This window comes from Cupriavidus sp. FW305-27 (assembly GCF_058787995.1).
In genome coordinates, this window is the sequence record NZ_JBYTAG010000008.1 from 101819 (window position 1) to 116514 (window position 14696).

Below are 14696 nucleotides of genomic sequence, written 5' to 3' on the forward strand. Positions count from 1 at the left end.
GGTCCCCGCATGCCGGCCACGCCGCAACGTGCCACGTCAGAACGCCCTTACCTTGACTACAGATAACTTCGCCCGCTTTGAAGCGGAATGCCTGCCGCGCATCGCCGCCGCGATTGGCCAGCATGACCGGCGCGTGCAACTCCACACCCTACCCGCCGAAGCCCCCGGCCGGCCGCCGCGCCTGCGCGTGACAGGGGATGGTCCGCCGGACCTGCGGCGCCACCCTTATGCGCTGGATATCACGCTGGCGTGGGATGGGTTGGAGGTGCAGCGCTTGTTCGCGGCGGGTGGCGAGGTGCGCTTTGCCCGTTACCTTGCGGCGTTGCCGGCCAAGCTGCGCGCCTGGCAGGAACCGCGCGGGATCGACTTCCGCTCGCTATCGCAGGCTGACCCGGCGATCCTGATCGGCGGGCTGGATTTCGAGCACTGAGCCTGGTGCACTGACTCAGCCAGCCACCCGCAGCCGGCATACCGCGCTTTCCGTTTGCCCCGGCTTGATCCAGCGCAGCCCCTGGCCGTGGTGGATGGAATCGGGCAGGCCTACCCACGGTTCCACGCAATAGAAGTCAGAGGTCTCGGTCTCGGACCAGGTCGTCACGGCATGCCATGGCGCGCTGCCGGGAAGGTCGAGTTCGAACGTGACGCGGCGGTCCGGCATCGCCAGCGTGGCGGACGAGCTGTCGCGGAAGACGTGGAACGTGTCCTGCAGGCGCGGATCGTCCAGCCGGTAAGTCGACTCGCCCGGCTCTGCGGGCCCGGGGCTGCCATCGGGTAGCTGGCGCATGCGGTCCGTGCTCGGCAATGCCAGCGACGCGGCGGCACGTTGCGCGTGCGGCAGCGCGAAATAGAAATGGTGGCCGGGATAGCAGGGCAGGCGCTGCGTGCCGGTATTAGTGGTGCGCAGCGTGACTTCGAGGCCGTCGGGCAGCAAGCGGTAGATGGCGTCGAAGACGAATGCAAAGGGGTAGCCGGCGCGCGTTGCATCGCTGTCGCGCAGCGTCATCGTGATGGCGGCTTGCACGTCGATGGCGCTGACGCCGAAGGGCAGGTCGCGCGCAAAGCCATGCTGCGCCAGCGTGTGCACGGTCCCTTGTCCGTCACGCCACTGGCCCGGATTGCCATCGGCAAAATGCCGGCCGATAAACGGAAACAGCAGCGGGTTGCCGCCGCGGACCTTGGCCGGGCGGGACCAGTCGGCAGCGTCCGGCCAGTAGAGGATGTCCTGTCCGCGGTGCACCCAGCGGACCAGCCGCCCGCCGTGTTGCGGGGCGAGCAGCAGGAACGTGTCGGCATCGCCGATCCGGACCAGCGGCTGGCCCTGGAAGTCTTGTGTCGGTAGCAATGGCATGTTGATCGTTGGTGCCGCGCCGTTCGCGTGCCGCCCGGCGCAGCTGCCATGATAAGCCAGGCCAGCGCGCTGGCGGCTGCCGGCTTAGCTGCTGGTGTAGATGGTGTTGCGCACCAGCGGGTACACCTGCGTCTCCCACCGCCTGCCGTTGAACACGCCATAGTGCCCGACCCCGGTCTGCACATGATGCATGCGCATGTAGGGGCGCAGGCTGGAGCACAGGTCCTGCGCCGCCACGGTCTGGCCGATGGCGCAGATATCGTCGCGTTCACCCTCCACGGTGAGCAGGGCGGTGCGGTGGATGGCGCGCGTGCGGACACGGCGTCCGCTCACGTCAAGCAGACCCTGGGCCAGCAGGAAGCGCTGGAATACCAGGCTGACGGTTTCCAGGTAGAACTCCGCGGTCAGGTCCATGGTGGCGAAGTACTCGATGTAGAAGTCGCGGATGGCATCGGCCTTGTCGTGCTCGCCGCGCTCGCGCAGGGCGTAGAGCTCGCGCAGCGCCTGTTCGTGCCGCTCCGGGTTCATGCTCATGAAGGCCAGCAGCTGCACGTGGCCCGGGTAGACGCGCCGCATCGCGCCGGCAAAGCGCAGCGGCACCATGCCGATCAAGGTGCGCTCGAACCATTCGAGGGGTTGGCTCATGGCCAGCGCGTTGACCTTGGTCGGATTGACGCGCGCGTCGATGGGGCCGGCCATCAGCGTCAGGCTGGGCGGCTGGGCGGGATCCCCGTCCTCGGCCATGAGTGCCGCTGCCGCCAGCGCTGCCACGGCAGGCTGGCAAATCGCCACCAGATGCGTGCCGCCGCCCAGCGTCTGCAGGAAGCCGATCAGGTGCTGCACGAATTCATCGAAGCCGAAGCGCCCGGCCAGCAACGGAATGTCGCGGGGGTTGTGCCAGTCGGTGAGATAGACGTCGTGGTCGGCCAGCATGGTCTGGACCGTGCCGCGCAGCAGCGTGGCGAAGTGGCCGGACATCGGCGCCACCAGCAGCACGCGCGGCTGGCCGACGATGCCGTGGCGGCGGAAGTGCAGCAGCGAGCAGAACGGCGTGCGCGCGACGACTTCCTCGGTGACCGGCACCGGCTGGCCGCCGACGGTTGCGTGGTCGATGCCGAAGGCCGGCCGGTGGTGCGTGAGCCGCACCAGTGCGATGAGCTCGCAGGCGGCACGCAGGCGGGGCACCGCGTCGAAACCACCGGACCTGGGATTTGCCGCCAGCGTCGCGGCAGCCAGCTCCGCCAGCGTGCAGGCCGGCAGTATCATGTCCGCGTAGATCTGGTAGGCGTGGTACAGCATGGCTCGGTCCCCGCTATTCTGGTTCTTGCGAGCCGCAATATGCATGCCATCAGTTTATGCCTGGCACGCGCCTTGCGCATTGTGCTGTGAGCGGGCGGACAATGCCGCGCAAGTAGCGAGGCATGCGCCTGGCGCATGGGCATGGCGCCGCTTCGCGGCGCGTTGCGCGCAGCGGCTTCAGACTGGTGCCTGCCGGATGCACTGCATAGGTGCGCGGCCATTAGCGGCAACAAGCAGTAAAGGAGGCGCGATGTCCAAGACCACACTCACCATCAGCAGCAAGACCTATTCCTCATGGTCGCTGCGCGGCTGGCTGCTGGCGCGCTTTGCCGGCCTGGAATTCGAAGAAGTGCTGGTGCCGCCGGACGACGCCGCGGCGCGTGCGGAAATCCTGCTGCTGTCCCCGTCGATCCTGGTGCCGTGCCTGCGCCACCACGGCGTGACGGTGTGGGACACGCTGGCAATCGCCGAATACCTGAATGAAATCCACCCCAAGGCTGGCCTGCTGCCGGAAGACCGCGCCGCGCGTGCCCACTGCCGTGCCATCTGCGGCGAGATGCATTCCGGGTTCGCCGCGATGCGTTCGGCGCTGCCGATGAACCTGAAGGGGCATTTCCCCGGGATGAAGGTGTGGTCGCGTGCGCAGGCGGACATCGATCGCGTCACGGCGATCTGGACCGAATGCCTGACGCGCTACGGCGGGCCATACCTGTTCGGCACGCGCACCATGGCCGACGCCATGTACGCGCCGGTGGTGACGCGCTTTGTCACCTATGGCGTGATGCTCGATCCCGTGCCGGTTGCCTACTGCAAGCAGATCCTGTCGATGCCGGAACTGCAGGAGTGGATCGCGGCGGCGCGCGAGGAACCCGACGAAATCAGCGAGCTGGATGTGGAATTCTAGCGGCCGCCGCCGGCGTTGACGCTACGCCGTGGCCGATTCGGCTTGCCGCAGCCAGGAAGCGTGCGGCGTAGTCGAAGTACCAGTCGAGCGTGTCCGGGTTGGCCATCGCATCGCGGTTGGCGATGCCTTGCGGCGCATGGCCGAGCAGCAGCTTCTTGATCGGCACCTCCATCTTCTTGCCCGACAGCGTGCGCGGCACGCCGGGCACCTGCACGATCTCGTTGGGCACGTGGCGCGAGGACAGCGCGTCGCGGATGCGCGCGCGCAGGGTGTCGCGCAGCGCATCATCCAGCACCAGGCCTTCGCGCAGCACCACGAACAGCGGCATATAGGATTCGCGGCCCAGGTATTCCAGGTCGACCACCATGCTGTCGAGCACCTCCGGCAGGTCTTCCACCACGCGGTACAGCTCGCTGGTGCCCATGCGGATGCCGTGGCGGTTGATGGTGGCGTCCGAGCGCCCGTAGATCACAGCGCCGCCGCGCCTTGTGATCTTGATCCAGTCGCCATGCCGCCAGACGCCGGGATAGGTGTCGAAATAGCTGTCGCGATAGCGCTTGCCGTCGGTGTCGCCCCACAGGTAGAGCGGCATCGACGGCATCGGCTCGGTGCAGACCAGTTCGCCCACCGCGTCGAGCAGCGGCTGGCCGTGGTCGTCGAAGGCCTCCACCCTGGCGCCCAGGCAGCGGCACTGCATCTCGCCGGAATAGACCGGCAGCAGCGGGCAGCCGGCGACGAACGAGCCGGCAAAGTCGGTGCCGCCCGACATCGGCACCAGCCAGATGTCTTCGCGCACATGGCGGTAGATCCAGTCGTAGGCCTCGACCGGCAGCGGCGAGCCGGTCGAGCCGAGCCCGCGCAGGCGCGACACGTCGGCGATGCGCGCCGGCTCGATGCCCGCCTTCATGCAGTTGGTGAAGAAGGCCGCGCCGGCGCCGAACATGGTCACGCCGGCATCGTCGACGAAGCGCCACAGCACGCCGGCATCCGGAAAAGCCGGGTTGCCGTCATACAGTGCGATGGTGGTGCCCAGCAGCAGCCCGGCCACCTGCGCGTTCCACATGATCCAGCCGCTGCTGCTGTACCAGTGGAAGACATCGTCCGGGCCCAGGTTGTTATGGAAGGCCATCAGCTTGAGCTGCTCGATGACGATGCCGCCATGGCCATGCACGATCGGCTTGGGCATGCCGGTGGTGCCGGACGAATAGACGATCCACAGCGGGTGGTCGAACGGCACCGACTTGATCGCCAGCGGCACGTCGTGCGCCAGCACCTCCTGCCAGGCATGGGTGCGCACGCCGGCGGGCGGCGCCGCATTGCTGCCGACCTGTGGCACGAGCACGAGATCGGTCAGCGAGGGCAGGGTGGCGACCAGGTCTGCCACCACCGGGGCGCGGTCGTAGACCTTGCCGCCATAGCGGTAGCCATCGACTGCTATCAGCACCTTGGGCTCGATCTGGCGGAAGCGGTCGATCACTGCCACCTGGCCCATGTCGGGCGCGCAGCCCGACCACACCGCGCCGAGGCTGGCGGTGGCGAGGAAGGCGACGATGGTGGCGGGGATATTGGGCAGGTAGCCGGCGACACGGTCGCCGCGCTGCACACCCATCTGGCGCAGCGCATGCGCCAGCGACGCGACCTGGGCTTCGAGGGTGTCCCAGCTCACTTCGGCCAGCGGCTGCGCTTCGCCGGCGTAACGGATCGCGGCGCGCTGGCGGGCGCTGCCAATGCCGGCATGGCGGAATACCTGCTGCACGTAGTTCAGCGTCGCGCCTTCGAACCAGCGCGCGCCCGGCATGGTGTGGCGGTCCAGCACCTGCGTGGCGGGCGTGTCGAAATGCACGTCGAAATACGCGCGCACGGCATCCCAGAAGGCTTCCAGCTCGGTGACCGACCACTGCCACAGGCTGTCGTAGTCGTCAAAGGCCAGGCTGCGCTCGGCGCGCAGCCAGCGCGTGAAGGCGGCGATCTGGCTGCTGTCGCGGAACGCCGCGGACGGCGTCCACATCAGATTCCCTTCGGTCAGAGGGGCGGGGGTGCTCATGTCTCCTCCTCGGGCCCGTCTGTCGCGGGCATCGGATGGTGGCGATGGGTATGCCGGGCTCGTGTGGCGGCAGCCGGCATCAGCCTGCAATGATAACGGCCCTTAGATTCAGTTGCCGGCCGGACGCTCGAACAGGCTTTCCCACATGGTGTCGACCTTCGCCTTGACCGCGGCATCCATGGAGATCGGCGTGCCCCATTCGCGCGTGGTCTCGCCCGGCCACTTGTCGGTCGCGTCGATGCCCATCTTGGAGCCCAGGCCCGACACCGGCGAGGCGAAGTCCAGGTAATCGATCGGCGTGTTGTCGACCAGCACCGTGTCGCGGCTGGGGTCGACCCGGGTGGTGATGGCCCAGATCACTTCCTTCCAGTCGCGCACGTCGACATCGTCATCGACCACCACGATGAACTTCGTATACATGAACTGCCGCAGGAAGCTCCACACGCCGAACATCACGCGCTTGGCATGGCCGGCGTACTGCTTCTTCATGCGCACCAGCGCCATGCGGTAGCTGCAGCCCTCGGGCGGCAGGTAGAAGTCGGTGATCTCCGGGAACTGCTTCTGCAGCAGCGGCACGAACACCTCGTTCAGCGCCACGCCCAGCACCGCCGGCTCATCGGGCGGCTTGCCGGTGTAGGTGGAGTGGTAGATCGGGTCGCGCCGCATGGTGATGCGGTCGATGGTGAACACCGGGAACCAGTCCTGCTCGTTGTAATAGCCGGTGTGGTCGCCGAACGGGCCTTCCAGCGCATGCTGGTAGCCGGACGGGTGGTTCGGGTCGGGCTGGATATGGCCTTCGAGCACGATCTCGGCCGACGCGGGCACGCTCAGCTCGGACAGCGTCGGCGTGAGGCAGCCGGCCAGCGCGGTGCGGCTGCCGCGCAGCAGGCCGGCGAACTGGTACTCGGACAGCGTATCGGGCACCGGCGTCACCGCGCCCAGGATGGTGGCGGGGTCCGCGCCCAGCGCCACCGCGATCGGGAAGGGCCTGCCGGGATTGGCCAGCGCATGCTCGCGGAAATCCAGCGCGCCGCCGCGGTGCGCCAGCCAGCGCATGATGACCTGGTTGCGGCCGATCACCTGCTGGCGGTAGATGCCCAGGTTCTGGCGCTTCTTGTGCGGGCCCTTGGTCACCACCAGGCCCCAGGTGATCAGCGGCGCGGCGTCGCCGGGCCAGCAGGTCTGGATCGGCAGGCGCGCCAGGTCGACGTCGTTGCCTTCCCACACCACCTCCTGGCAGGCCGGGCTGCTGACGCGCTTTGGTGCCATATCCCACACAGATTTGGCCAGCGTGAACAGCTTGCCGGCCTCGCGCAGGCCGCGCGGCGGTTCCGGTTCCTTCAATGCTGACAAGACCCGGCCGATGTCGCGCAGGTCCTCCATCGATTCGGCGCCCATGCCAAGTGCGACTCTGTGTGTCGTGCCGAACAGATTGGCCAGTACGGGGACGCTATAGATACCTCCATCGGTGCTGGCTCCGGAAGGTTTCTCAAAAAGGACCGCGGGGCCTCCAGCGCGCAGCAGCCGGTCGCAGACTTCGGTCATTTCCAGGTTGGGCGCAACCGGCCGGGCGCTGCGCCGCAGCTCGCCCATGCCTTCGAGTTGGCCGATGAAATCGCGCAAGTCTTTGTATTGCATAGTGAATTCTGTTGTGGTGCGGGGCTGGGGGAAAGCCTCTGCAAGGCGGCGTCGAAGTCGGTGACGATACACATTCACCGGCGCCGCGGCAAAAAAATCATCAAAGCCAAGCCGCGCAAATTGTAAGTTTTTTGTCGCTGACAGCGTACTTTTCCGAGCGACCAGCCAAGGCCAGGCCTGCGTTTGCGGGCAATCGGGTGATCCGGTGGCGACATGGCAATCATTGTTACAAATAACTGTAAGTAGTAGAAACCGAAGTTATTATTCTTGACGGGATATAACACCGTTCCTACAATCCGGTCTTGCTCCATGGAGTGTTGCGTCGCAACATGGATTTTCCCCCTGTGTCAAGGGGTGCACATAAAGAAAATGTGCCAGAAAGTCCCTCCAGCAAGGACCGATGTATGGACCCGAAGCAAGGCGGGCCGACCGGTCGCCTCCGGCGACTTGCCGGAGCGTAGTGAGTTTAGTCGTGGCAGGGTGCGCTCCCCCAGAGCGTAGCCTGTTTCCAGTTGGGCGCACGGGGAGCGCCTGCCAACAGATGCTTGGTCGTCACTGCTGGACGGCGCGGCATCCTTACTTGAGTACGTTGAGATCGGGCGCGTGCCGCAGTCGGGCGCGCGAAGCGGGCAACGGATGGAGGTAAGCATGAGCGGTTGGAAAACCCTTCATCTTCCCGGCATCGGGCGGGCCTTGCAGGTCCGTCTCCGACAGCCGGTACCCGGAGTGAGTCGGGCATTGCAGGTCCGTCTTGCGCATCCGGTCGCGGGCCGCGCGTTGCGCGGTGGCCGCACAACGCTGAAGTACGCGCTGAACAGCCTGGGCGTGGTCGCGGTCGTTTCGGCCGTGTCGCTGTCGCTGAGCCAGGAATGGCGCACCACGCTGGCCGCGCTGCTGGCGGGTGACGAGGCACCCGCGGTGCTGGTTGGCGCCGCCATGCCGGTCGCGCCTGCCGTGGCCAGCACTGCCGTGCCGCCGCATTCGGCGGACGTCGCCGCGGCCAAGCTTGCCTTTGGCAAGGCCGGCCTGCCGACGGTGTCGGGCGTGGACGAATGGACCCTGGCGGCATCCGCCAAGGTGCCGTCGGTCGCGCACCTCGCCGCGCGGATCCCGGTCACGCGCGTGGCGCAAGACGCCCGCAGCACCGCCACGCTGGGCAGCGCGCGCGAGCAGGCGGCCGTCGCCGACTATATCGCCCGCAAGTACCGCGTGGCGGCGCAGGCCACCGCGCAGCTGGTGAAGGCGGCCTACCTGACCGGCCGCGAGGTCGGCATCGACCCGCTGCTGATCCTGGGCGTGATCGCGATCGAGTCCAGCTTCAACCCGTACGCCGAAAGCGGCGTGGGCGCGCAGGGCCTGATGCAGGTCATGACCAAGGTCCACCAGGACAAGTACGAGGCCGTCGGCGGCGTTGCCGCGGCACTGAACCCGTATGCCAATATCAAGATCGGCGCGCTGGTGCTCAAGGACTGCATCGCCCGCGCCGGCTCGATCGAAGGCGGCCTGAAGTACTACGTCGGTGCCACCACGGCTACCGATGGCGGCTACGGCGCCAAGGTGCTGGCCGAGCGTGCCCGCCTGCGCCAGCTGCTGGGCGTGCGCAACGCGCCCGCCAACGCCGACAAGCCGGTCGAGGTCAAGGCCCCGGCCGAGCAGCTGGCCCCGACCGAGAAGCTGGAAGCGAACAACGGTCCGCACAACGCCTGAGCGCGCAACGGTACCGCCAATCAGAAAAGCACCCCGCGGGGTGCTTTTCTTTTGCCTGCTTCAGCCGCGGCAGAGGCCGGTCAGCGGAACAGCTTGCCGAGGCGCGCCATCGCCTCCTCGATATTCTCGCGCGAGGTCGCGTACGAGATCCGGATGTAGTCCTTCGCCGTATGCGGGCCGAAATCCTGCCCCGGCACCATGACCACGCCCGCATCGTGCAGCATCGCCTGCGTCAGCCGGTCGGCATCGCCGGCGGCGGGGTGGTTGACGCCGCGGCAGTCGGCGTAGACATAGAAGGCGCCGTCGGGGCGCACCGGCACGCGCAGGCCAAGGGACTCCAGTGCCGGCACGATCAGGTCGCGGCGGCGGCGGAACTCGGCCTTGCGTTCGTCGTAGATCGCCAGGGCCTCGGGGGTGAAGCAGGCCAGCGCGGCGTACTGCGCCACGGCAGACGCGCAGATGAACAGGTTCTGCGCGACCTTCTCGAAGGCTTCCACCAGCGCCTCCGGCACCACCAGCCAGCCCAGGCGCCAGCCCGTCATGTTGAAGTACTTGGAGAAGCTGTTCACCGTGACCACGTTCTCGTCCAGGCTCAGTGCCGAGACCGGCGGCGCGTCATAGGACAGGCCCTGGTAGATCTCGTCGAGGATGGCAAAGCCGTTGCGCGCGCGCACGGCCTGCAGGATGCGGGCGAGCTCGTCGGGCAGGATCGAGGTGCCGGTGGGGTTGGAAGGCGATGCCAGCAGCACGCCGCGGGTCTGCTCGCCCCAGTTGGCCTCGACCTGCGCGGCGGTCAGCTGGAAGCGCTCGGCCGGGCCGCTCGGGATCATGCGTGCGGCGCCGTCGAAGGCGGCGACGAAGTGCCGGTTGCAGGGGTAGCTGGGGTCGGGCATCAGCACCTCGGCGCCGATCTCGACCAGCACCGCGCACGCCAGCAGCAGCGCGCCCGAGGCGCCGGCCGTGACGATCACGCGCCGGGCCGGGATATCCAGCCCGTAGGCCGTCTTGTAATAGCCCGCGATGGCCTCGCGCAGCGGATGGATGCCGAGCGCACCGGTGTACTGGGTCACGCCGCGGCGCATGGCGGCTTCGGCCGCGCGCACCACCGGCGCGGCGGCGGTAAAGTCCGGCTCGCCGATACCCATGTGCACGATATGGCGGCCGGCGCGTTCCAGCGCGGCGGCCTGCTTGGCCAGTTCCATCACGTGGAAGGCTTCGATATTGGCGAGGCGGGAGGCGGTGGCCAGGTGCTGCATGTCCATGGTGGTCCGGGACGGGCCCGGGGCCCGTTCAGCAAGAGGATAGGTAGGAATGAAAACACCCGCCGGGGCGGGTGTCGTCTTCATCACTGCCGGCGCAAGCCAGCCGTGATGGCGTGGGCCGGCCCGCGGGCGGCTCAGCTGGCAACTCAGCGGCGCGCCGCGACCTCGGCCGCGCGCACCTGGGCGGCAAGCTTGTCCAGTACGCCGTTGACGTACTTGTAGCCCTCGACGCCGCCAAAGGTCTTGGTCAGCTCGACGGCTTCGTTGATCACGACCTTGTACGGGATGTCGAGGCAGTGCACCAGCTCATAGCTGCCGACCAGCAGGGCGGCGCGCTCGACCGGCGACAGTTCTTCGACCTTGCGGTCCAGGAACGGCTCGAAGGCGGCGGTCAGGCGGGCTTCCTCGCGTACGGCGCCGTTGAGGAGCGCGTCGAAGTGCTCGCGGTCGGCCTTGTTGAAACCTTGCGCATCATGCAGGTGAGCCTGGATCGCCCCGATGTCATTACGGTTCAGCAGCCACTGATACAGCCCTTGCAGAGCCAGCTCGCGCGAGCGGCGGCGCGCGCTCTTGGGCGGTGCCTTGGCCTCGGTGCGGGCCGCGGCGGGCTTGCCGCCGGCTGTCTTGCCGCCGTCGTTGTCGGGGGTGTTCGACGTATCACTCATCGTCGTCCTCGTCTTCATCTTCCTGGCCGCGCAGCGAATCGAGCGCGGCGACCAGGTTGGCCATCTCCACCGCGGCGCGGGCGCAGTCGCGGCCCTTCTCGCGCGTGCGGGCGTGGGCCTGCTCGTCAGTATCCACGGTCAGGATGCCATTGGCGATCGGCACATTGAAGTCCAGGCCGACGCGGGTGATGCCGGCGCCCGACTCGTTCGAGACCAGCTCGAAGTGGTAGGTCTCGCCGCGCACCACGGCGCCCAGGGCGACCAGGGCGTCGAACTGGCCGCTCTCGCACATCTTCTGCAGCGCCAGCGGGATTTCCAGCGCGCCGGGGACGGTCACCACCAGGGTGTCTTCGCCCTCGACGCCGAGCTTTTCCAGCTCGGCCACGCAGGCTTCGAGCAGTTCGGCGCAGACCGGCTCGTTGAAGCGGGCCTGCACGATGCCGATACGCAGGCCTTCACCGTCGAGGTTGCTGGGGTAGAAGCCGTGATCCATTGTTCAGTTCTCCAGTTTTCGGGGCGGCAACGGCGCTGGTGCGCGCTGCCGGGGTGTCCGGGTGGCGCAGGCTCAGTCGGCCTGGCCGTTCATGGGTTGGTAGCCGGTGACCTCGAGGTCGAAGCCGGTCATGCTGGGCATGCGCTGCGGCGACGCCAGCACGCGCATCCTGCCCACGCCAACATCCTTCAGGATCTGCGCGCCCATGCCGTAGGTGCGCAGGTCCGGCTTGCGGCGCGGGCGCGACTGCGGCGCGTCCAGCGCGCTGAACTGCGTGAACAGCTGGTCGGCCGAGTCGCCGCAGTTAAGCAGCACGATCACGCCGCTGTCGGCCTCGGCGATGGCTTTCATTGCCGCCGGAATGCTCCAGGAATGCGTGGTGCACTTCACTTCCAGCAGGTCCAGCACCGAGAAGGGCTCGTGCACGCGCACCAGCGTTTCCTGGTCCGGCGCGGGCGAACCCTTGACCAGCGCCAGGTGCGCCTGGCCGGTGGGCTTGTCGCGGTAGGCGATGCTGTGGAAGGTGCCGTAGGGCGTCTGCATGGCGCGCTCGCCCACACGCTCGATAATGCTCTCGGTGCGGCTGCGGTAGTGGATCAGGTCGGCAATGGTGCCGATCTTCAGGTCATGTTCCTGCGCGAACTCGATCAGGTCCGGCAGGCGCGCCATGGTGCCGTCGTCCTTCATGATCTCGCAGATCACGGCCGCCGGCGTCAGGCCTGCCAGCGCGCCCAGGTCGCAGCCGGCCTCGGTATGGCCGGCGCGGATCAGCACGCCGCCGGGCTGGGCCGTCAGCGGGAAGATATGGCCGGGCTGGACCAGGTCGGCCGGCCTGGCGTCGCGGGCGACGGCGGCCTGCACGGTGCGGGCGCGGTCGGCGGCGGAAATGCCGGTGGTCACGCCCTCGGCAGCCTCGATCGACACGGTGAAGTTGGTGCCGTGCTGGGTGCCGTTGCGGCTGACCATCGGGTGCAGGTCCAGCTGGCGGCAGCGCTCGGCGGTCAGGGTCAGGCAGATCAGCCCGCGGCCGTGCTTGGCCATGAAGTTGATCGCTTCCGGTGTGACGAAATCGGCAGCCAGCACCAGATCGCCTTCATTCTCGCGGTCTTCCTCATCGACGAGGATGACCATGCGGCCGGCGCGGATGTCGGCAATGATGTCTTCGGTACGGGCGATTTTCATGGCGTGCTGAACGGCAAATTGGGGCGAATCGAGCGAAAAACCGGCGAATAGCTGGGGCAGGAAACATGGCCGCGGTTGAAAGCGGCCGGACTGAGGCGGGGCGTCGGGCCGGGCCGGCCAGGCCATATACGCCCGGCAGGTTGCCCAGTCAAGCCGGGTATTGTACGCCAAGGCAGGCAAGGCGTGAGGCGACGGCGCCGGAAAGTGCGGCGCCTGCCTGAAGCGGGTGGGGAGCGCGGTGCTGCATGGGCCGCCCCGTTGCCGGCAGGGTGCCGGCGCCTGGCTCGGCCGGGGCTATGCGGCGGCGGCCAGCGCGGTGCGGTCGTGGCCTGCGGCGCGCAGCCGCGAGGTCCTGGCGATGCGCGCCCTGGCCGCGCGGGTCGCGTCAGCCAGCGCGAGCTCGCGCGTGAGGAAGCCGGCGTTGGGTTTGGTGAACCTGGCATGCGCATCCAGCGCATAGGTCCATTCCCACTTACCGAAGGTGACCTCGGCCAGTGTCACGACAACGTGGCAATGCTGATAGAAAAAACTCTCGCTCATGCTTGTTTCCTGTGTGGGACAGCGCGCTGGCCATGGCCTGCAAGCCATGCGGGCCAGTGGCGGTCTGTCAGCCAGCCGCGCAGGGGCAGCCAGCCATCCTGTGGGTCGATGGCGGCGGCGCCGGCATCCTGGGCGATCTCGCAGAGCCGCCCCTTTGCGTGCGGGTCGCACGCGCAGATCATCATCAGCTGGCCTGCGGTCATTTGCCGCTTCTGCCGCCTCAGGCCGGCGCGCATGATCCCGGCGCCGATCACGCTGCCCAGCCACCGGCCGATCACGGCGCCCAGCGCCATGCCGCCGAGGTAGGCCATGAAGCCCGTGGCCGCGTTGACCGGCGTGCCGTAGCGGAACACGAGCCAGGCCACCAGCACTGCGCCGGCGGCCATGCCGGCTGCCGCGACTTCATTGCGATAGGTGACCTGTGCCGCGTGGGGCGAGGGCAGGCCTTCGGCCGGCTGGTCGTCGCGCTGGAAGAACCATGGCCCGTCGATGCGTGCGGGAGTCGCGGCCAGCTCGCCAAGCTGCGCGTGCGCGCGCCTTGCCGCGGCAATGTCGTTCAGCCGGAAATACAACAGGGTGAGCATGGTCATGCCTCGCTTGGTGTCAGGTCCATTTGCCGCTGGACCACGGAAAGCCTGCGAAACGCCGGGCGCCTGGGCGCCGGAATGTCTTCGCCAGGGGGGAGGACGGCGGCTGCAGCCGCGGCCATCCGTTGCCCACGGCCTGGTCCCAGTCGATCAGCAGCGTGGCGGCACGGTGCAGGTGGGTCGCGGCCAGGCGCACAAAGCCCAGGCGCGCGCGCATCGGCGCAGTGGGATGCCGGTCACGCAGCAGGCGCGTGGCCGGAAGTCGCTGATACAGGATTCTGGCGGTGGGGTCGGGCACAGTGAGTTCCTTCATGGGTGCCGGGCAACAATCCGGCCGGCAGTTGAAAGAAACGGCGGGAGCGCCAGCTCGCGGACGAGCGCGCGGCGCGGCGGGCAGGGGAGCATGAAGGTCCAGGTGGTCCCCGTGAGTGACTTCAGCAGTCACCGGTGCTAGACGTTGTCGAGGGGGGAGGCCCGGGAACGAGTGGCGAGCGCCTGTGGGCATACATGGACTGCAAGCGCTGCTTAACCATTCTAGGCCTCGGGCGCTGCAGGCACCAGCTGACTTACAACAAAGCTGCCAGGCCCCGCGCGGCGCGCCTCCCAGGGGGCGGGCGGTGCAAGCAAATTGCCACAGGAGGGGTTTGTCAGCGTATGCTCGCGACAAAAGGGCACGCCCCGCCCTGAATGCCGCCGCGCTGGCAAGCGGCGGCTCGGACTTCAAATCAGGGCGGCAGCCCGATCGCGCCCGCGGACTTTGTACAACAAAGGGAGACAACCATGTCGAGGCAGATCAAGAACAAGGCCGAACTGCGTGCCCTGGTACGCGCCGAGCAGTCGAAGTTCGCCGCCTGCGAAGGCGCCTGCTTTGGCGATGTGGTCTGGCACGCGCCGGACGCCGGCGGCTGCAACTGGAGCCTGTCCACGATGGAGGGCGGCAACAGCAGCGCCTGCGTGGAAGCGCTGCGTCCCTTCACCGACAAGCTGCGCGAGACCTATAACGTGCCTGACGAGGGCAGGTAGCCCG

16 protein-coding genes are annotated in these 14696 nt (G+C 67.8%); 4 read left to right on the plus strand and 12 right to left on the minus strand.

Annotation, left to right across the window (positions count from 1 at the left end; translation table 11 throughout):
• The first annotated feature begins 52 nt into the window (after window positions 1-52).
• A complete protein-coding gene (locus AC3WRI_RS05845; RefSeq protein WP_439670895.1) occupies window positions 53-430 on the plus strand; it encodes a DUF5594 family protein in 378 nt (125 codons plus the stop codon).
• A gap of 15 nt (window positions 431-445) precedes the next feature.
• Here AC3WRI_RS05845 and AC3WRI_RS05850 read toward each other — a convergent pair whose 3' ends face one another.
• A complete protein-coding gene (locus AC3WRI_RS05850; RefSeq protein ID WP_492292822.1) occupies window positions 446-1348 on the minus strand; it encodes an aldose epimerase family protein in 903 nt (300 codons plus the stop codon).
• An 84-nt stretch (window positions 1349-1432) separates the two neighbouring features.
• Complete coding sequence (locus AC3WRI_RS05855; protein WP_010813770.1) at window positions 1433-2647, minus strand: polyhydroxyalkanoate depolymerase; 1215 nt, start codon at window positions 2645-2647, stop codon at window positions 1433-1435.
• Between the two features lie 250 nt (window positions 2648-2897).
• Here AC3WRI_RS05855 and AC3WRI_RS05860 point away from each other — a divergent pair, with 250 nt between their 5' ends.
• Entirely contained in the window at window positions 2898-3551 is a 654-nt protein-coding gene (locus AC3WRI_RS05860) for a glutathione S-transferase family protein (protein ID WP_010813769.1), read from the plus strand.
• On the opposite strand, the gene AC3WRI_RS05865 is transcribed toward AC3WRI_RS05860, so the two are convergent.
• The 3 genes from AC3WRI_RS05865 to AC3WRI_RS05875 form a co-directional block, all read right to left on the minus strand.
• The gene (locus AC3WRI_RS05865; RefSeq protein ID WP_492292824.1) at window positions 3526-5595 is read right to left on the minus strand and encodes an acetoacetate--CoA ligase; all 2070 of its coding nucleotides are present in this window, start codon (window positions 5593-5595) and stop codon (window positions 3526-3528) included. The two genes, AC3WRI_RS05860 and AC3WRI_RS05865, sit on opposite strands and share 26 nt — an antisense overlap.
• Before the next feature lie 108 nt (window positions 5596-5703).
• Window positions 5704-7233 (minus strand): 4-hydroxy-3-polyprenylbenzoate decarboxylase, encoded by a 1530-nt coding sequence (gene ubiD / locus AC3WRI_RS05870; protein ID WP_492292826.1) that lies wholly within the window; start codon window positions 7231-7233, stop codon window positions 5704-5706.
• A 74-nt stretch (window positions 7234-7307) separates the two neighbouring features.
• Window positions 7308-7544, minus strand: coding sequence for a hypothetical protein (locus AC3WRI_RS05875; protein WP_143010644.1), 237 nt, complete (start codon window positions 7542-7544; stop codon window positions 7308-7310).
• Between the two features lie 337 nt (window positions 7545-7881).
• On the opposite strand from AC3WRI_RS05875, the gene AC3WRI_RS05880 reads away from it, so the two are divergent.
• Window positions 7882-8940 (plus strand): lytic transglycosylase domain-containing protein, encoded by a 1059-nt coding sequence (locus AC3WRI_RS05880; protein ID WP_492292828.1) that lies wholly within the window; start codon window positions 7882-7884, stop codon window positions 8938-8940.
• 80 nt (window positions 8941-9020) lie between these two features.
• On the opposite strand, the gene AC3WRI_RS05885 is transcribed toward AC3WRI_RS05880, so the two are convergent.
• From AC3WRI_RS05885 to AC3WRI_RS05915, 7 genes are all read right to left on the minus strand, one after another.
• Window positions 9021-10202, minus strand: coding sequence for a pyridoxal phosphate-dependent aminotransferase (locus AC3WRI_RS05885; RefSeq protein ID WP_492292830.1), 1182 nt, complete (start codon window positions 10200-10202; stop codon window positions 9021-9023).
• A gap of 146 nt (window positions 10203-10348) precedes the next feature.
• Window positions 10349-10867 carry a transcription antitermination factor NusB gene (gene nusB / locus AC3WRI_RS05890; protein WP_010813764.1) on the minus strand — a complete coding sequence of 173 codons (519 nt, stop codon included), beginning with the start codon at window positions 10865-10867 and terminating at the stop codon, window positions 10349-10351.
• On the minus strand, window positions 10860-11360 hold the full coding sequence (gene ribH, locus AC3WRI_RS05895; protein ID WP_010813763.1) for a 6,7-dimethyl-8-ribityllumazine synthase: 501 nt from the start codon (window positions 11358-11360) through the stop codon (window positions 10860-10862). The genes nusB and ribH overlap by 8 nt, the downstream gene beginning before the upstream one ends.
• Before the next feature lie 72 nt (window positions 11361-11432).
• A complete protein-coding gene (gene ribBA / locus AC3WRI_RS05900) occupies window positions 11433-12542 on the minus strand; it encodes a bifunctional 3,4-dihydroxy-2-butanone-4-phosphate synthase/GTP cyclohydrolase II (protein WP_010813762.1) in 1110 nt (369 codons plus the stop codon).
• A gap of 294 nt (window positions 12543-12836) precedes the next feature.
• Window positions 12837-13082: a hypothetical protein gene (locus AC3WRI_RS05905; protein ID WP_010813761.1), complete on the minus strand. Its 246-nt coding sequence runs from the start codon at window positions 13080-13082 to the stop codon at window positions 12837-12839.
• A complete protein-coding gene (locus AC3WRI_RS05910; protein ID WP_492292832.1) occupies window positions 13079-13672 on the minus strand; it encodes a hypothetical protein in 594 nt (197 codons plus the stop codon). Before AC3WRI_RS05910 ends, AC3WRI_RS05905 begins: the two co-directional genes overlap by 4 nt.
• Before the next feature lie 13 nt (window positions 13673-13685).
• Entirely contained in the window at window positions 13686-13982 is a 297-nt protein-coding gene (locus AC3WRI_RS05915) for a hypothetical protein (RefSeq protein WP_010813759.1), read from the minus strand.
• 467 nt (window positions 13983-14449) lie between these two features.
• Here AC3WRI_RS05915 and AC3WRI_RS05920 point away from each other — a divergent pair, with 467 nt between their 5' ends.
• The gene (locus tag AC3WRI_RS05920) at window positions 14450-14692 is read left to right on the plus strand and encodes a hypothetical protein (RefSeq protein ID WP_010813758.1); all 243 of its coding nucleotides are present in this window, start codon (window positions 14450-14452) and stop codon (window positions 14690-14692) included.
• Window positions 14693-14696 lie beyond the last annotated feature (4 nt).